Source organism: Euzebyella saccharophila, assembly GCF_014855495.1.
In the GTDB taxonomy this organism is placed as follows: Bacteria; Bacteroidota; Bacteroidia; order Flavobacteriales; family Flavobacteriaceae; genus Euzebyella; species Euzebyella saccharophila.
Map to the genome: position 1 here is coordinate 1,354,606 of NZ_JACYFJ010000001.1, position 16,671 is coordinate 1,371,276.

The window sequence follows — 16,671 nt, forward strand, 5'->3', positions numbered from 1 at the left end:
CTGCCCGGTAATTTTTAAAAATTGAAAAACATGAATTGGAAGAATGTTTTACTAATAGGAGCAGTAACTTTGTTGCCTGCATCCCTTATGGCCCAGGCGAATATATTGAACGCCAAAAAGCCCGAGGATATTGGTGTAAAGACAGAGGCGCAAAAAGCCTTGGACAATGACGCTCCATTGGAATATGGTTACGTAGATGATCGCGATATCTTATGGTCCAAGACCGTTTGGGAAGTGGTTGATCTAGATGAAAGGGTGAATTTTCCATTATATTATCCAACCGATACCATCGATATAGGTAATGACCGTAGGTCTCTTTACGATGTGTTATTAAAAAGTATTAAAACGGGTGAATTAGAAGATGTATATGCAGATTCTTACTTTACCGATAAACGAAAATTCAGTGACCTTTCCGCTACTTTGCAAAAGGTAGATACTACGGATTACGGATATGAGCAGTTGAATGCCGGGGAACAAGTTTCTCCTGAGTTTATCATGAGAAGAGACATCACAGCTGCCGATATTGAAGAATATCGCATTAAGGGTATGTGGTATTTTGATAAGCGCCAAGGAGAATTAAAATACCGTCTTTTAGGTATTGCTCCTGTTGCACCGGACGTTAACTTTATAGACGATGATTCTATGGATCCTTCGGATGCCAAGGTTGAGTTGTTCTGGGTATGGTATCCAGATGCAAGAAAAATTCTTCATGAGGCAAAGGTGTTTAACCAAAGAAACTCTGCGCAACCCATATCATTTGATATGTTGTTGAACGCACGTAGGTTCAACGGTGTAATCTATAGGGAGGACAATGTTCATGGAGATCGAAAAGTGAACGACTATATACCGGATAATGCATTGTTTCAATTGCTAGAAGCCAATAGAATTCAAGAGGTCATTAGAGACCGCGAACAAGACATGTGGGCTTACTAAGCCTTAAATAATATTCCAATTCAATAATAAAACCCCCGAAAGTTTTAGCTTTCGGGGATTTTATCTTTTTAGGGTTTTGTTTGAATAATATTCCATGCAGATGGCTGATTGGTTACCTTTGCCCAGATGGTAGATTATTTAATCGTGGGCTTGGGTTTGGCCGGGGTTTCCTTCTGTGAGAAGCTTCGGGAAAATGGTAAATCCTTTAAGGTAATTAGTGATTCATCCCAAACCTCTTCCCTTGTTGCGGGAGGTTTGTACAATCCGGTAATTTTAAAGCGATTTACGTTAGCTTGGAAGGCGGATGAGCAATTGCAATTGGCCAAACCTTTTTATCGTTCCCTGGAACGAAAACTAGGGGTGCAACTGGATTATCCTCTTAGGGTTTTTAGAAGGTTCAATTCCATCGAAGAACAAAATCAATGGTTTGAGGCAGCCGATAAAAAGTCGATTAGCCCATTTCTTTCCACAACACTCCATAGCAACAAAAATGAAAGCATAGTTGCGCCTTTGGGTTATGGTGAGGTGTTGCATGCCGGTAGGATAGATACCCGTTTGCTCATTCAAGCCTATAAAAATGAATTGTTAAAAAAGCAGCTTTTGGTTCAAGAGACCTTCCGTTATGAAAATCTTCTTGTTGAAGCTTCACAAGTGGTATACAAAGATATTTCCGCCAAAAGAATTGTATTTGCAGAGGGTTATGGGATTAAAGCTAATCCCTATTTCAATTATTTGCCTTTAAACGGTAGTAAAGGCGAGTATCTAATTATTAAGTGCCAGAAATTAAATGAGGAAAAAGCTATCAAATCCTCTTTATTCGTAATCCCATTAGGTGATAATCTATATCAGGTTGGAGCCAATTATGAGTGGAAGGATAAGACCAATTCTCCAACACTAAAAGGAGGTGACTGGGTGTTGGAAAGACTCGAAAAAATAGTTAAATGCAACTATGAAGTTGTGGGCCAAATGGCGGGTGTAAGACCTACGGTTAGTGACAGAAGACCTTTGATAGGAGCTCATCCAGAGAAAGAGAACTTGTTTTTACTCAATGGTTTTGGGTCTAGAGGCGTGCTTATAGCTCCGTTTGCCTCGGCCCAACTGTTTAATTTTATTGAGAATGGAGGATCTTTGGATTCAGAAATTAATATAAATCGTTTCGATAAAAAATGGGTCAGCGTTTGACCTCTTTTTTTTTCGAATCAAATTTTACAAATAGATTGATCCAAATATTTCTGGACAGTCTTATTATTATTGGGAGAAAGACAACGAGGGTGCCTACAATTGCAAAAAAGGAGTTTATAAGTGAAGCTCCTGCCATCAAATAGCTAATAACAAAGGCTGCGACTGCAAATGCTACCCCTACGGCATAACTTACATACATGGCTCCATAAAAAAAAGACGGTTCCATTTTGTATTTAAGACCGCAATGAGAGCAACGTTCATGCATTTTAAAAAGGTTTCCGAAACTATAAGGGTTCTTTGTGGTATACATGCTCTCCTCATTACACCTAGGGCAACTTCCTGTTAAAATGCTGTAAAGTTTGTTTCCTTTTTTTAACATTTGCAAAACTTTACACAAAGATAAGTATAAGCCCATATTTACAGGTTGCTTTTCTTGATTTCCCTAGTGTTTTGAAAGGGTACAACTAATGATAATAGGCCGTGGCCAAATAAAATAATGCTTGCCAAATGTTGAATATTCATAATCTTTCCGTCTCTTTTGGGGGAGAATATCTTTTTGAGGAAATTTCTTTTAGGTTAAACGGAGGTGACCGTGTAGGGTTAATTGGTAAAAATGGTGCAGGAAAGTCAACTTTATTAAAACTCTTGGCTAAGGATTTTGCTCCGGACACAGGAACCATTGCGACGGAGAAAAATATTAGAATAGGTTTTCTTAGACAGGATATTGATTTTGAACTGGGCAGAACCGTTTTGGAAGAGGCATATCAAGCTTTTGAAGAGATAAAAGAGTTGGAACTCCAATTGGATCATGTAAACGAACAATTGGCAAAACGAACTGATTATGAAAGCGAAGGATATAATCAGCTCATTATAGATTTAAGCGACCTCACCCATCGATACGAAATTCTTGGAGGGTATAACTACCAGGGGGATACGGAAAAGATTCTTCTTGGTTTAGGTTTTAAGCGAGAGGATTTTGATAGGCAAACCGAAACATTTTCGGGAGGGTGGAGAATGCGAATAGAACTTGCAAAGCTTTTGCTTCAAAGCAATGATGTGTTACTTCTGGATGAGCCTACCAACCATTTGGATATTGAATCTATAATTTGGTTGGAGCAGTTTTTAAATAATTATTCCGGGGCGGTAGTCATTGTTTCGCACGATAAAATGTTCTTGGATAATGTTACTAATCGTACCATTGAAATATCCTTGGGGCGTATTTACGACTATAACAAACCTTATTCCAAGTTTTTAGAACTGCGCTCAGAGATCAAGGAGCAGCAAATGAATGCCCTAAAAAACCAAGAAAGGGAGATTCAACAGGCAGAAAGGTTGATTGAGAAATTTAGGGCCAAGAGTAGTAAGGCTTCTATGGCACAATCCCTTATTAAAAAACTTGATAAGATGGAGCGGATAGAAGTTGATCAAGATGATAATGCCGTAATGAATTTACACTTTCCTGTTTCTATTACTCCGGGTAAAGTGGTAGCAGAAATTGAAAGCCTGTCAAAAAATTATGGTGAGAAAGAAGTCTTGAAAAATATTAATTTACTTATTGAGCGGGATAGCAAGACAGCCTTTGTTGGACAAAATGGTCAAGGGAAATCCACATTGGCCAAGATTATGGTGGGCGAAATTGAACATCAAGGCAAAATGAAACTGGGCCATAATGTGCAAATTGGATATTTTGCTCAAAATCAAGCGGAGTATTTAGACGGTAATAAGACCATATTAGATACCATGATAGATGCGGCCAATGAAAAGAATAGAAGTACGGTCAGGGATGTTTTAGGTTCTTTTTTATTTCAGGGGGATGATGTTGAAAAGTACGTAAAGGTTTTATCCGGTGGGGAGCGTAATAGATTGGCTTTGGCTAAAATGTTATTGCAACCATTTAATGTTCTCGTAATGGACGAGCCTACCAACCACTTGGATATTAAGTCCAAAAATGTGCTTAAGCAAGCTCTAAAGAATTTTGGAGGAACATTGGTGGTCGTTTCCCACGATAGGGATTTTTTACAGGGACTTACCAATAAAGTATACGAGTTCAAGGATAAGAAAATTAAGGAATACCTTGGGGACATTGATTTTTATCTGGAACAGAGAAAGGCCGAAGATTTCAGGAAAATTGAACAAAAATCTGACGCCGAAAAGAAAGGGAAAGAAAAATCCAAGGGAGGCAATGAATTCAAGGACCAGAAAAAGATTAAATCCTTAAAGAACAAATTAAGTTCGGTTGAAAGCAAAATTGCCACTTTGGAAAAGGAAATTGCTCAGATAGACCATGAGTTGTTAATGGATTATGATGCCACGATAGCGAAACCTAATTTCTTTGATGGCTATCAACATAAGAAAAAGGATTTGGAAAGTTTAATGGAAAAATGGGAATCGATCACTTTAGAATTGGAAGAAATAAGTACCAATTAAATGAAGTAGGAAAACCTGATTTAACTTCACCACAGAATAACTAGGTTTCACAACATTATAGGGTAGTTGACCGATATTTTTTGGTTTTTGTCCACTTATGAACGTAGTTTGTAGGGTGTTTCTTTAAAAACCAAAGTTTACTTACATAAGTGATTATCCAATTATGAAAAACCTACTTTTATTTTTTATAGTTTTATTCTCTTCTTCCCAAGTCCTTAAGGCTGAAGTTCCAGAATCAGAAAAACAAGCACTAATTGATTTGTTTAATTCTACAAATGGATCGGATTGGACCAATAAGTGGAATTTGGACACAGATGTTACCAAATGGTACGGTGTTAAGGTTGTGAATGATCACGTTACGGAAATTAATTTGTTCAGGAACAACTTGAGTGGGGTCATTCCTTCTCAAATAGGAGAATTGAAAAACCTTCGTTCCCTTAACCTTGCTTTTAATTCTTTGACCGGAGAATTACCATTGGAATTGGTTAAACTTTCCAAATTAAGGATATTAAAGCTAGAAATGAATAGAATTAAGGGAGAATTGCCAGAATCTATCGGAAGCCTAAAAAGCCTCGAGGAGTTCACGGCATTCAATAATTTCTTAACGGGTAAAATTCCCAGCAGTATTGGAAATATTAAAAACTTGAAAGTTTTGAACCTTTCCAGCAATAGTTTAAACGGAAGTATTCCAGAGTCCTTGGGAAGCCTTTCTTCCTTGGAAAGCCTTGGGCTATTTGAAAATACTTTGGAGGGACAAATCCCTTCAGAAATGGGTAAGCTTAGCAAATTGAAAGAATTGGTTTTGGCCAATAATAGTCTTGGAGGGGAAGTGCCTGCAGAATTTGCCCAATTAGCAAGTTTAGAAGTATTTCAAATCCAAAATAACAAGTTTCAATCTGTTAAGAATTTGGAATACATGAAATCTTCCAATGATTATCTGGTCTTTGATTATGATAAAGAGGAGTTGAATCTGGATTTTAAAGACCCCAACTTTAGCGAAACTAGAATGGCGGATACTAAATTTGAAGATGAAGGTGTAGATGAATAGATTACCATAATTTATTAGTTAGTTTGGTTAAAAGGGACGCAATTATGCGTCCTTTTTTTTACGAAAAATTAAAAAGACCTACATTTAAGATACATTTAACTTATCTCGCTTAAACTATTGGATAGATTTGTGGTCTAACCACCAGCTAACTTGAACTTATGGATACGCGTAAAATTACCCTTTCGGTAATTGGGGTGCTATTGATAATTGCTTCCGTTTTCGCGGCCAAGGCAATCATAGACAGCAAAACTACTCCTAAACCTAGGCCCCAGAAAATTGTGAAAACTGTGTTTGTAGATACAGTTATAAATGGGCAAGTTGCTATTAAAGTACCAGCCAATGGTAACCTTATTGCCAAACAACGCGTTGAATTATACTCAGAGGTTCAAGGTGTATTTAGAAAAGGAGCTCATTTGTTTAAGCCTGGCCAAAGATATAGCGCTGGGCAAACCATTATCAGAATAGATGCTGCTGAATATTCAGCAAGTGTCCAATCTGCCAAAAGCAACCTTTACAACCTAATAACTTCCATAATGCCCGATTTAAGGTTGGATTATCCGGAAATCTACCCCAAATGGCAGGAGTATCTGTTAAGTTTTGATGTAAATAAAACAACTCCGGCCTTACCGGAAATGACCACCGAAAAAGAGAAATTTTTTATATCCGGAAGAGGAATTCTAACGGATTACTATAATATTAAAAATCTTGAACAGCGTTTGGCAAAGTATACCATTTCAGCTCCTTTTAGTGGGGTACTTACGGAAGCTTTGGTAACCGAAGGCACCTTGATCAGGTCCGGTCAAAAATTAGGTGAGTTTATAGATACGGGGATATACGAGTTGGAGGTTTCCGTGAGTAAAACCTACAGCGATCTTTTAAAAGTAGGGGAAACGGTTGAACTTGTAAATCTGGATAGAACAAAAACCTATGAGGGTAGAGTAGCCAGAATTAATGGCAGTGTAGACCAAGCTTCACAAACCATAAAAGCCTATATAGATGTTAAGGATAGCAATTTAAGGGAAGGTATGTATTTGGAGGCCAATCTCAATGCAAAATCTGAAGAAGATGCTATAGAGGTAGATAGAAACTTGCTATTGGAGAATGACAAGATATTTGTAGTTCGTGATTCCATACTGGATCAAATAGATGTTAAACCTGTTTATTTTTCAGAAAGAAAGGTAGTGTTAAAGGAAGTGCCGGATGGTACAACCATTGTTTCCAAGCCTGTGGTTGGTGCCTATGTAGGCATGCTGGTTAAGGTGTTTGAAGAAAAGAGCAATCCCTAACATTTAAGGAATGAGGAGTATAATTTCCTACTTTATTAAGTACCATGTAGCGGTAGATGTATTCATAATTGCATTCTTCATCTTTGGGGTGGTTGGAATGCTAAGTCTTAACTCTTCCTTCTTCCCGCTTTCAGATTCAAAAAATATTACCATCAATATTACCTATCCCGGAGCCTCTCCACAAGAGGTAGAAGAGGGTATTGTTCTAAAAATTGAGGATAACCTAAAAGGTTTGGAGGGTATTGATAGGGTCACTTCTACTTCCCGAGAGAATAGCGGTATTATTAATGTGGAAATTGAAAAGGGTCGCAATATAGACTTCATGCTTTTGGAAGTAAAAAACGCGGTAGACCGTGTGCCTTCTTTCCCAACTGGTATGGAGCCCCTAGTGGTTTCAAAGTTGGAGGCAATTAGGCAGACCATTAGCTTTGCTTTGAGTGGGGAGAACGTTCCGTTGGCTACACTAAAGCAAATAGGGAGGCAGGTAGAAAATGAACTTAGGGCTATAGATGGAATAAGTCAGATAGAAATGACCGGTTTTCCAGATGAAGAAATCGAAATAGCCTTAAACGAGAATAGCCTCCTGGCATATGACCTCAGTTTTAGTGATGTGGCCCAAGCTGTTTCAAGGGCCAATATTCTGGTAACTGGCGGAAATATCAAGACTGATGCCGAAGAGTATTTGATCAGGGCCAATAACCGTTCTTATTACGGCAAGGAGTTGTCCAACTTGATAATTAAGGCAGATGCGTCTGGCCAAACGGTACGATTAAAGGATGTTGCCATTGTGCGCGACCGCTTTGCAGAATCTCCAAACGCCTCTTATTTCAATGGTGAACTTTCCGTAAATACTGAAATTACAAGTACCAATACAGAAGATCTTATTTCTTCGGCAGATCATGTGAAGGAATATATTGAAGATTTTAACCATAAATACAATAACGTTCAATTGCATGTGGTAAGCGATCAATCAAAGACGCTTAATCAACGTACCGAACTGTTAACGGAGAATGCCATTGTAGGGATGGTTCTCGTGCTCATTTTTCTCTCCTTGTTCCTAAATACAAGGTTGGCCTTTTGGGTGGCCTTTGGTTTACCGGTATCTTTCCTAGGAATGTTCATGCTCGCAGGAAATTTTGATGTTACCATAAACGTACTGTCCTTGTTTGGGATGATAATAGTCATTGGTATTTTGGTGGATGACGGAATTGTTATTGCGGAAAACATCTACCAGCATTACGAGAAAGGTAAATCGCCCATACAGGCGGCCATAGATGGTACAATGGAGGTAATACCTCCTATAGTTTCGGCCATTATCACCACTATATTGGCTTTTTCCATCTTTTTATTTCTGGATGGTAGAATCGGGGAGTTTTTCAGTGAAGTATCGGTTATTGTCATTCTAACGTTGGTTGTATCCCTTGTAGAGGCACTTATCATTCTTCCGGCGCATTTGGCCCACTCCAAGGCTCTTGCGCCCATGCCCAAGAAGCCAAAAACGAAAATAGGGATGGCATTTGCCAAGCTTCGTAACGTTAACGAAATGGGAGACCGTTTAATGGTATGGATGCGAGATAAAATGTATAGCCCGGCATTGCGATTTGGGCTAAAGAACAAAATTTTAACCTTCTCTTTCTTCGCCATGGCCCTTATTTTGACCATAGGTTCTATGGGTGGGGGTATAGTCCGGACCTCTTTTTTTCCACGGGTAGCGAGTGATAGGGTATCGGTAGAGCTTTCCATGCCCAATGGTACCCACGAAGATGTGACTGATTCCATCATTTCTTTAATAGAGGAAAAGTCGATAATTGTAAATAATGAATTATCGGAAAAGTACTTGAAGGGTACAGGTAAGGAATTATTTGAAAATACCATTCGTAGATTAGGTCCCGGTTCTTCAACCGCTACTTTGACCATCAATTTGTTACCTGGTGAAGAAAGACCGGATGAAATTAGGTCGGACATGGTTACCAACAGGCTTCAAGAGCTGGTAGGGCCTGTAGTAGGAGTAGAAAGTCTTATTTATGGGAGTGGAGGCAATTTTGGGGGAAATCCGGTTTCCGTGAGTCTATTGGGTAATAACATTGAGGAATTAAAGGCGGCCAAAGCAGAATTAAAAGCGGAACTGTTGAACAACTCCCTTTTAAAGGACGTAGCGGACAATGACCCGGCCGGAATCAAGGAAATTCGGCTGGAGTTAAAAGAGAATGCGTATTTATTGGGGTTGGACCTTCAAACAGTTATGAATCAGGTGAGGGCCGGATTTTTTGGTGCCCAGGCGCAACGTTTTCAAAGAGGTCAGGATGAAATTCGGGTTTGGGTTAGGTACGATAGGACTAATAGGTCTTCCATAACGGATTTGGATGAAATGAGGATTACCGCCCCTAGTGGAAGCAAAGTTCCCTTGAATGAAATCGCCAATTATACGATAGAGCGTGGTGATGTGGCCATAAACCATTTGGAAGGGCAACGAGAAATACAGGTTTCTGCAGATTTAAAGGACGAAAAAACAACCACGGCGGCTGATATAATGAGTGACATAAAGGAAAATGTCATGCCAGAAATACAGTCTAAATACCCTACCGTTACCGCTTCTTATGAAGGGCAGAATAGGGAGGCCAATAAAATGACGAGCTCTTTAAGAGTGGTAGGTTTATCTGTACTGTTACTTATTTATATAACTATTGCCTTCACCTTTAGAAGCTTTAGTCAGCCATTGCTTTTACTTTTAATGGTGCCTTTTAGCCTTACCGCTGTTGGATGGGGCCATTATATTCATGGCTTCCCTGTGAACATGCTATCTCTTTTAGGAATTATTGCACTTATTGGGATTATGGTAAATGACGGCTTGGTCCTCATTAGTAAATTCAATGGTAATCTTAGGGATGGTATGAAGTTCGATGATGCTATTTATGATGCAGGACGTTCCCGTTTTCGTGCTATATTCTTGACCTCAGTAACTACTATCGCGGGGTTGGCTCCTTTGTTGTTGGAGAAGAGTAGGCAGGCACAGTTTCTGAAACCTATGGCTATTTCAATTTCCTACGGAATTGGGTTTGCAACCATCTTAACATTATTGTTATTGCCCCTCTTTCTTTCCTTTAGCAACAGGATCAAGGTGGGTAAAAAATGGTTGGTCAAAGGTGGGGATGTAACCAAGGAAGAGGTTGAAAGGGCAATAAAGGAACAAAAGGAGGAGGAAGAAATGAACAAAGTGGCCAGCCCGTCCCTTAATGGAAGTTCTCGACATGGAGAGCCCGAAACAATAGAATTACAGGGTAAAGAATAACAGCTAATGAGTTTATTAAAAAAGTGTTTTTTCTTAGGAGCAATCTTCATATCGGTTGGTTTAATTGCCCAAGAACAAGAACTTCTTTCCAAGGACGACGCCATAAAACTGGCGCTGCTCAATAATTTTGATATTAAGATAGCCCGTAATCAGGTAGATGTGGCAAAGAACAACAAGAGTGTTCTTAATTCCGGATATTTACCGACGGTTACAGCTACTTCTGGAGCAAATTACTCTAGGGATGACTCTACAATTGAATTCCCCGGTCAAACTTTGGACGATGGAAGTCCCAGGCCAGATTTAAGCCTGTACAAGGCAGAAGCACAACGATACAATTCGGTCGTCAACGTCAACTATACTCTTTTTGATGGTTTAGGAAGGTTGTATACCTACAAACAGTTGAAGGAGCAATACCAGCTAAGTGAACTTCAGGCCAGGGAAACTATAGAGAATACCCTGCTTCAATTATTTAGCGTGTACTTTGAAGTGGCTCGCCTAACAGAAAATAAAAATGTATTACAGCAGGCTTTGGAAATTAGTACACAGCGAATTACAAGGGCCGAGTATTCTTTTGAATACGGGCAGAATACCAAGTTGGATATCTTAAATGCCCAGGTAGATGTTACTAACGACAGTATCAACCTTTTGAATACCCTACAGCAATTGGAAAATACCAAAAGAGATTTAAATGTGGTGCTTAACAGGGATTTAAATGTCGGATTTGAAGTAGACACGCTTATTTCTTTTATACCAAAATTACAATTGGAAGAATTGGTTTCCCAAGCGCAGATGAACAACGTTGCCATTTTGCAATCGCAAAAAAATCTAACCATTAATGAGTATGATATAAAAGTAAGTAGATCAGGATATCTACCCACTGTAGGGCTTAATGGGACCTATGGTTGGAATTTGAACCAAAGCGCTCCCTCCGCATTTTTTCCAGGTACTAACAATGAAAATTGGAATTTTGGCTTAGGAGCTAGTCTAACTTGGAATCTGTTCGATGGAGGTGGAACTACGGTCCGAATGAAAAATGCCAAAATAGCTTACGAGACCCAAGAATTAGTACTGGAGCAGATTGAACTTCAGGTAGAAAGGGATATACAAAATGCGTTGGCCATTTATGAAAACAGGTTGAATATCTTTCAGATTCAGGAACAGAATGTGCTTACCAACCAAAACAACTTTGATCGTTCCAAAGAACAGTTTCAGTTGGGCCGTATTACATCCATAGAATTTAGGCAGGCGCAAATCAATCTTTTAAATGCCCAAACCAATAAGAACTTGGCCAAGTATGACGCTAAGCTTGCAGAGCTTCAATTACTTCAGCTAACCGGTCAACTGCTAAATATTCAGATTTAAATCAAACACCTATTCCAAAATGGACATGGACTCAAGGTTGCAGATAAACTAAATTCTTTGTAACATAGTCGTAACTTAATTAAACTGCACATGTCATCCATAGGAATAGGAATTGTAGGTACAGGGTCGATCGTTAATAATTACATCAAATGCATTTCTGAGTTGGAAAATGCCCATTTGGTAGCTCTTTTCACCAAATCATCCGATAGGGTAGAGGCGGTAAAAAAGCAATTTGGGGTCGCGGCCTTTAGTAATATGGATGAATTTCTCTCCCAAGATATGCAGTTAGTGTGTATCTGTAATGAAAGTGGTAGACATGGTGAAGCCATTGAAGCTGCGGCGTTTGCGGGAAAACATGTGCTAAGTGAAAAGCCACTGGAAGTTACAACCCAAAAAATTGATCAAGCTATAGAGATTTGTAAAAAGCAGGGAGTGCAACTTGGTTGTGTGCTGCAAAATAGATGCAGTGCAGACTATCGTTTGTTAGAGAAGGCTGTAAATGAGGGGAGACTGGGAAAAATCTTAATGGGCAATGCCCATATTAACTGGTACCGTTCGCATGAATATTACGCGGGTAGCGATTGGAGAGGAACTCTTGAATATGATGGAGGTGCAGCTTTTATGAATCAGGGAATTCATACCATAGATCTGTTAACAAATCTATTGGGAGATGCCAAATCTGTGTATGGTAAAGTAAAAACAAGTGTTCATCCCATAGAAGGAGAAGATGTAGGTAGTGCTATTGTTGAATTTGAAAACGGGGCTATCGGCAATATAACGGCGGGAACCGCTTTGACCCCTGGCTATCCGGAAAGGCTTGAAATCTATGGGGAAAAAGGTAGTGTGCTCATGGAGGCCGGTAAGATTGTACAATGGAATGTTCCTGGTACAGATTCCCCAACAATAGCCCAAAGCGGAGATGCTTCAGGTGCCGCAGACCCTACCGCCATTGGTCATCAAAATCATAAGGAAGTCTTGGCAAATATGCTTCAAGTGATTTTGGAAGGAGGAGAGCCCATGGTAAATGGAACAGAAGCCCGTAAAGCGGTCGCAGTGATCAATGCCATTTATGATTCTTCAAGGAAAGGTGAATTGGTGCATCTCTAAAATCTAATGAATGTACGAGCATTTTTTTCAATGCCCCTACTGCTGGGAAGATATTTCAATGCTGATAGACCCCTCAATAAACAGACAGGTATATGTGGAAGATTGTGAGGTGTGCTGCAATCCTATAGAGGTTGAACCCATTTTTGAAAACTCTGAACTGATGGCTTTTGAAGCCAGAAGTATAGAGCAATAAGCCTAGTCCATTTCTTTTATTTTACCCCCAAAAACTTTATCCTTTTGTATTTCTTTTGGGTTTCCGTAGATGTAAATGGAACCTCCCGCTCTTACCTTTGCCTCTACCTTATCTGAAGCTTTTATGTCTGCACGGCCACCTGCATTCACGACCACTACGGTCTCTTTGGTATCCAGTTGTTTGTTGTAAATTTTTCCGCCCGTATTGACCATTACCTCTTGGGTATTGGCAGAACCGCTTAAGGTAACCTCTCCACCGGAAATAGACTTGGTGTATAAATCGCTCAATGCAACTTTCAGGTCAATCCTGCCTCCCTCTTGGGTCTTAATTTCAATGCGTCCGTCTTGTTTCAAAACTTCGTCAGAATTGATTTTTGCGTTTTCATTGGCATCAATTAGGGCCAAATCTTCTGTGTAATAAAGAGTTGCTTTTGCTTCGTCCCCATCCATAAAATTGTCAAATTCCATTTTTATTTTGAGGAGTCCGTTTTTATTGGAAATATTGACCTCATCCTTATCGTCTCCAGTAATCACGAGTTTGTTCTCCGAACTCTTGACCAAGGTGACAACTATTCTGTCGTAGGCTTTTAACTCGGTGAATTTATCAAGCGTTTTGGTATTGGCTTTTTGGGCAAAAAGACTTCCTGAGATTACAAAAAGAACTATAAAAAGGAGAAAACGATTTTTCATTTGAGTAAAAATTGATGAAGCTCAAAGATAACTCATTTTAACAAATTGAAGCCCCTAGGTGAGGTTAGAGGTTTAGGACCGGTAATTCTAGGGATGCATAAAGAATATGACAATTTTTTGCTTTTCTGGTCGGAAAAAACCCTTAATTTTAGCGAAATCCAAACAAATTAAACTATCTAAATGAAAAAAATTATTTACTGCCTGACCATCGTCGGTGCCCTAACTTATTCATGTACGGCGAAAAAGGTAGCAGTTGAGAAAACTCCTGAAACGGTCACTGAAACACCGGAAGAACCAAAATTACTTCCACCTGCTCAAAGTTCAGAAACCAATGGCTATACCGAAACTGTACCGGCTACCGAAGTAAGTTTTGATATGGTGGCCATACCTGCCGGAAGTTTTATGATGGGCAGTCCTGATTCCGAAACCAATAGAAAAGCGGATGAAGGCCCTCAGAAAAATGTGAATCTAGATGCTTTCTATATGGGTAAATATGAGGTTACCTGGGACCTCTTTGAATTGTTTTTTAAACAGAACAAAGATATGTTCGTAAAGCTGGAAAATGACAGGGTCATGAAGGTGGATGCCATAACCAGACCAAGTCCGCCTTACGAGGATCCTTCGTACGGAATGGGAAAAGATGGTTTTCCAGCCGTTAGTATGTCTGCCTATTCGGCATTGGTATTTTGTAAATGGTTAAGTACCATCACGGGCAAGTTTTATCGGTTGCCCACGGAAGCTGAATGGGAATATGCAGCAAGAGCAGGTACTACCACCGTTTATAGTTTTGGCGATGATTTGAGCCAAATAGATGAATATGCAGTTTATTATAAGAACAGTGAAAGCAAATATGCCAAGGCAGGAAGTAAAAAACCAAACCCTTGGGGGCTACACGACATGCACGGCAACGTCGCCGAATGGACGTTGGATGAGTACAAAGAAGATGCTTATGAAAAGACAGACGCTAAAAATCCTTGGGTGACGCCTACTGTAATTCATCCTCGTTCGTACAGAGGCGGGTCTTGGGATGATGATGCCGATAAATTACGATCTGCGGCAAGAACGGCCTCTAGCTTAAAGCAGCAAAAACGAGACCCTCAAATTCCAAAAAGTTTTTGGTGGTTTACCGATTCTAATTATGTTGGTATGCGATTGGTAAGTCCAAAAGAACAGCCTTCTGCGGAAGAGCAGAAGAAATTTTGGCAAACCGTGTTAGATGAGTAGGTCGCTTTAACCCCTATTTTGATTCATTAATAATCCGGAAATTTTCCGATAAAATATTTATAAATGAAAATTTTGATCACCATAGTATTGGTTGTTTCTACCTTCTCATTGCAGGCTCAAGAAAAATACATGCTACAAGATGACAGTACCTTGAAAATAAATGGAACCTCTACCATCCACGATTGGACGGTGGCAGCTGAGCAGCTCAGTGGAAAATTGACGGCAGATGGACAATCTCCAAAGTCAATCGAGTTGGATGTGGTAGTTGAGGGAATTAAAAGTGAAAGGGGCCCTACAATGGACAATAAAATGTACGATGCCTTGAAAAAGGATGAACATCCTAAAATTAATTTTACGCTTAAAGAGGTGAAAAGTTCATCGGTTTTGGTGGGTACACTTAGCATAGCAGGGCAGAGTGACAATGTGGAAATCCCTGTTGCGTTGGACCATACGGGAGATAACATCAAACTTTCAGGAAAATACGGAATAGCATTGGCCGATTTTGGTATCGAACCCCCAACAGCCATGTTCGGACAGATAGTCGTAGGAGAAAAAGTAGAGGTGGAATTTGCCTTAAATTTTTCAAAGTGATAAAGCGCTAAGCTTCTATGCAAAATGCCCATCTAATTGAAAAAATAAAGAACCTGTCAAAGTCCTTCTTGCCAGAATTTATTTCGGTGAGAAGGCATCTTCATGCCTATCCTGAACTATCTTTTCAAGAGGATGAAACTTCTAAATACCTTCGAAAGTATTTGATTTCCTTAGGTGTCGATACAGTAAAACAGGTGGCAAATACTGGCTTACTGGCTACCATACAAGGGAAATCCAAAGGGCCATCCGTTTTATTGCGTTCGGATATGGATGCCCTCCCCATCACCGAAGAAAATACTTTTGAGTTTGCATCACAAAATTTGGGAGTGATGCATGCCTGCGGACATGACGCGCATGTGGCCTCTCTCCTCATGTGCGCTAAAATATTGATGCAGCTAAAAAATGAGTTTGCTGGCGAGGTACAATTGTTGTTTCAGCCAGCAGAAGAGTTATGGCCGGGCGGTGCAACTAAGGTGCTTGAGGATAAGGTGTATAAGGATTTAGGTGCAATTCCGCATGTAGGGCAACACGTGAGACCAGATTTGCCCGTAGGTAAGGTGGGGTTCCGTTCTGGAAAGTTTATGGCGAGTATGGATGAAATTTTCCTTACAGTGAAAGGGAAAGGAGGTCACGCGGCCATGCCGGAAATAGCTGTAGACCCCGTTTTGATCAGTTCCCACATTATTGTGGCCGCTCAACAGCTGGTAAGTAGAATGGCATCACCAAAAACCCCTTCCGTACTTTCTTTTGGGAAAGTGATTGCCGACGGAGCCATTAATGTGCTTCCTAATGAAGTTTATATAGAAGGTACTTTTAGAACTATGGATGAGACCTGGAGATTGGATGCCCTAAAAAAACTGGAAAAGTTGATAAAGGGCATTGCAGATTCTATGGGTGGTACAGCTGAACTGACTTTTAAAAATGGCTATCCGCATTTGATAAACGATTCTCTTCTAACACCCTTACTTCACCAAAAAGCTTCGGAATATTTGGGAGCCGAAAATGTGGTTGAAATGGAACAGTGGATGGCTGCCGAAGATTTTGCCTACTATTCCCAAAACGGACCCTCTTGTTTTTATATGTTGGGAGTTGGCAATATTGAAAAGGGCATTGCTTCTGGTCTACATACCCCTACATTTAATATTGATGAACAGGCCTTGGAAATAGGCGGCGGTTTAATGGCTTACTTGGCTTTGTCCCAGTTATAACTTTCACATCATTTGTGGCAATTTTCTTTCTTTTTCTCTCTTAAATGTCTTTTATTTTGAGTTTGTGGTATAAATGGGGCTATTCATTGCCTAAATAGCATTGGACAAGACTGTTTAAAATCACTAAATTTA

The 16,671-nt window shown here is 39.7% G+C and carries 14 protein-coding genes; 12 read left to right on the forward strand and 2 right to left on the reverse strand.

Annotated elements, in window-relative coordinates:
- Nucleotides 1–30: 30 nt before the first annotated feature.
- Together porN and IL355_RS05650 are read left to right on the forward strand one after the other, a co-directional pair.
- The gene (gene porN, locus IL355_RS05645) at nucleotides 31–933 is read left to right on the forward strand and encodes a type IX secretion system ring subunit PorN/GldN (protein ID WP_192461177.1); all 903 of its coding nucleotides are present in this window, start codon (nucleotides 31–33) and stop codon (nucleotides 931–933) included.
- A gap of 126 nt (nucleotides 934–1,059) precedes the next feature.
- Complete coding sequence (locus IL355_RS05650; RefSeq protein ID WP_192461178.1) at nucleotides 1,060–2,115, forward strand: NAD(P)/FAD-dependent oxidoreductase; 1,056 nt, start codon at nucleotides 1,060–1,062, stop codon at nucleotides 2,113–2,115.
- Here IL355_RS05650 and IL355_RS05655 read toward each other — a convergent pair.
- Nucleotides 2,105–2,494 (reverse strand): DUF983 domain-containing protein, encoded by a 390-nt coding sequence (locus IL355_RS05655; protein WP_192461179.1) that lies wholly within the window; start codon nucleotides 2,492–2,494, stop codon nucleotides 2,105–2,107. The two genes, IL355_RS05650 and IL355_RS05655, sit on opposite strands and share 11 nt — an antisense overlap.
- A 128-nt stretch (nucleotides 2,495–2,622) precedes the next feature.
- On the opposite strand from IL355_RS05655, the gene IL355_RS05660 reads away from it, so the two are divergent.
- The 7 genes from IL355_RS05660 to IL355_RS05690 all read left to right on the forward strand — a co-directional run bounded on the left by IL355_RS05660 (nucleotide 2,623) and on the right by IL355_RS05690 (nucleotide 12,827).
- The gene (locus IL355_RS05660; protein ID WP_192461180.1) at nucleotides 2,623–4,542 is read left to right on the forward strand and encodes an ABC-F family ATP-binding cassette domain-containing protein; all 1,920 of its coding nucleotides are present in this window, start codon (nucleotides 2,623–2,625) and stop codon (nucleotides 4,540–4,542) included.
- 163 nt (nucleotides 4,543–4,705) lie between these two features.
- Nucleotides 4,706–5,590 (forward strand): leucine-rich repeat domain-containing protein, encoded by an 885-nt coding sequence (locus IL355_RS05665; RefSeq protein ID WP_192461181.1) that lies wholly within the window; start codon nucleotides 4,706–4,708, stop codon nucleotides 5,588–5,590.
- A 158-nt stretch (nucleotides 5,591–5,748) separates the two neighbouring features.
- Nucleotides 5,749–6,876, forward strand: a complete 1,128-nt coding sequence (locus IL355_RS05670; RefSeq protein ID WP_192461182.1) for an efflux RND transporter periplasmic adaptor subunit — start codon at nucleotides 5,749–5,751, stop codon at nucleotides 6,874–6,876.
- 10 nt (nucleotides 6,877–6,886) lie between these two features.
- A complete protein-coding gene (locus tag IL355_RS05675; protein ID WP_192461183.1) occupies nucleotides 6,887–10,165 on the forward strand; it encodes an efflux RND transporter permease subunit in 3,279 nt (1,092 codons plus the stop codon).
- 6 nt (nucleotides 10,166–10,171) lie between these two features.
- Nucleotides 10,172–11,527: a TolC family protein gene (locus tag IL355_RS05680; RefSeq protein WP_192461184.1), complete on the forward strand. Its 1,356-nt coding sequence runs from the start codon at nucleotides 10,172–10,174 to the stop codon at nucleotides 11,525–11,527.
- Nucleotides 11,528–11,617: 90 nt separating this feature from the next.
- Nucleotides 11,618–12,634 (forward strand): Gfo/Idh/MocA family protein, encoded by a 1,017-nt coding sequence (locus IL355_RS05685; protein WP_192461185.1) that lies wholly within the window; start codon nucleotides 11,618–11,620, stop codon nucleotides 12,632–12,634.
- Nucleotides 12,635–12,644: 10 nt separating this feature from the next.
- On the forward strand, nucleotides 12,645–12,827 hold the full coding sequence (locus tag IL355_RS05690) for a CPXCG motif-containing cysteine-rich protein (protein WP_192461186.1): 183 nt from the start codon (nucleotides 12,645–12,647) through the stop codon (nucleotides 12,825–12,827).
- A 2-nt stretch (nucleotides 12,828–12,829) separates the two neighbouring features.
- Here IL355_RS05690 and IL355_RS05695 read toward each other — a convergent pair whose 3' ends face one another.
- Nucleotides 12,830–13,516 (reverse strand): head GIN domain-containing protein, encoded by a 687-nt coding sequence (locus tag IL355_RS05695; protein ID WP_192461187.1) that lies wholly within the window; start codon nucleotides 13,514–13,516, stop codon nucleotides 12,830–12,832.
- A gap of 180 nt (nucleotides 13,517–13,696) precedes the next feature.
- Between IL355_RS05695 and IL355_RS05700 the strand changes: the two genes are divergently transcribed.
- The 3 genes from IL355_RS05700 (at nucleotide 13,697) to IL355_RS05710 (ending at nucleotide 16,539) form a co-directional block, all read left to right on the forward strand.
- Nucleotides 13,697–14,740, forward strand: a complete 1,044-nt coding sequence (locus IL355_RS05700; protein ID WP_192461188.1) for a formylglycine-generating enzyme family protein — start codon at nucleotides 13,697–13,699, stop codon at nucleotides 14,738–14,740.
- A 63-nt stretch (nucleotides 14,741–14,803) separates the two neighbouring features.
- Nucleotides 14,804–15,331: a YceI family protein gene (locus IL355_RS05705; protein WP_192461189.1), complete on the forward strand. Its 528-nt coding sequence runs from the start codon at nucleotides 14,804–14,806 to the stop codon at nucleotides 15,329–15,331.
- 17 nt (nucleotides 15,332–15,348) lie between these two features.
- On the forward strand, nucleotides 15,349–16,539 hold the full coding sequence (locus tag IL355_RS05710; protein ID WP_192461190.1) for a M20 metallopeptidase family protein: 1,191 nt from the start codon (nucleotides 15,349–15,351) through the stop codon (nucleotides 16,537–16,539).
- Nucleotides 16,540–16,671: the final 132 nt, after the last annotated feature.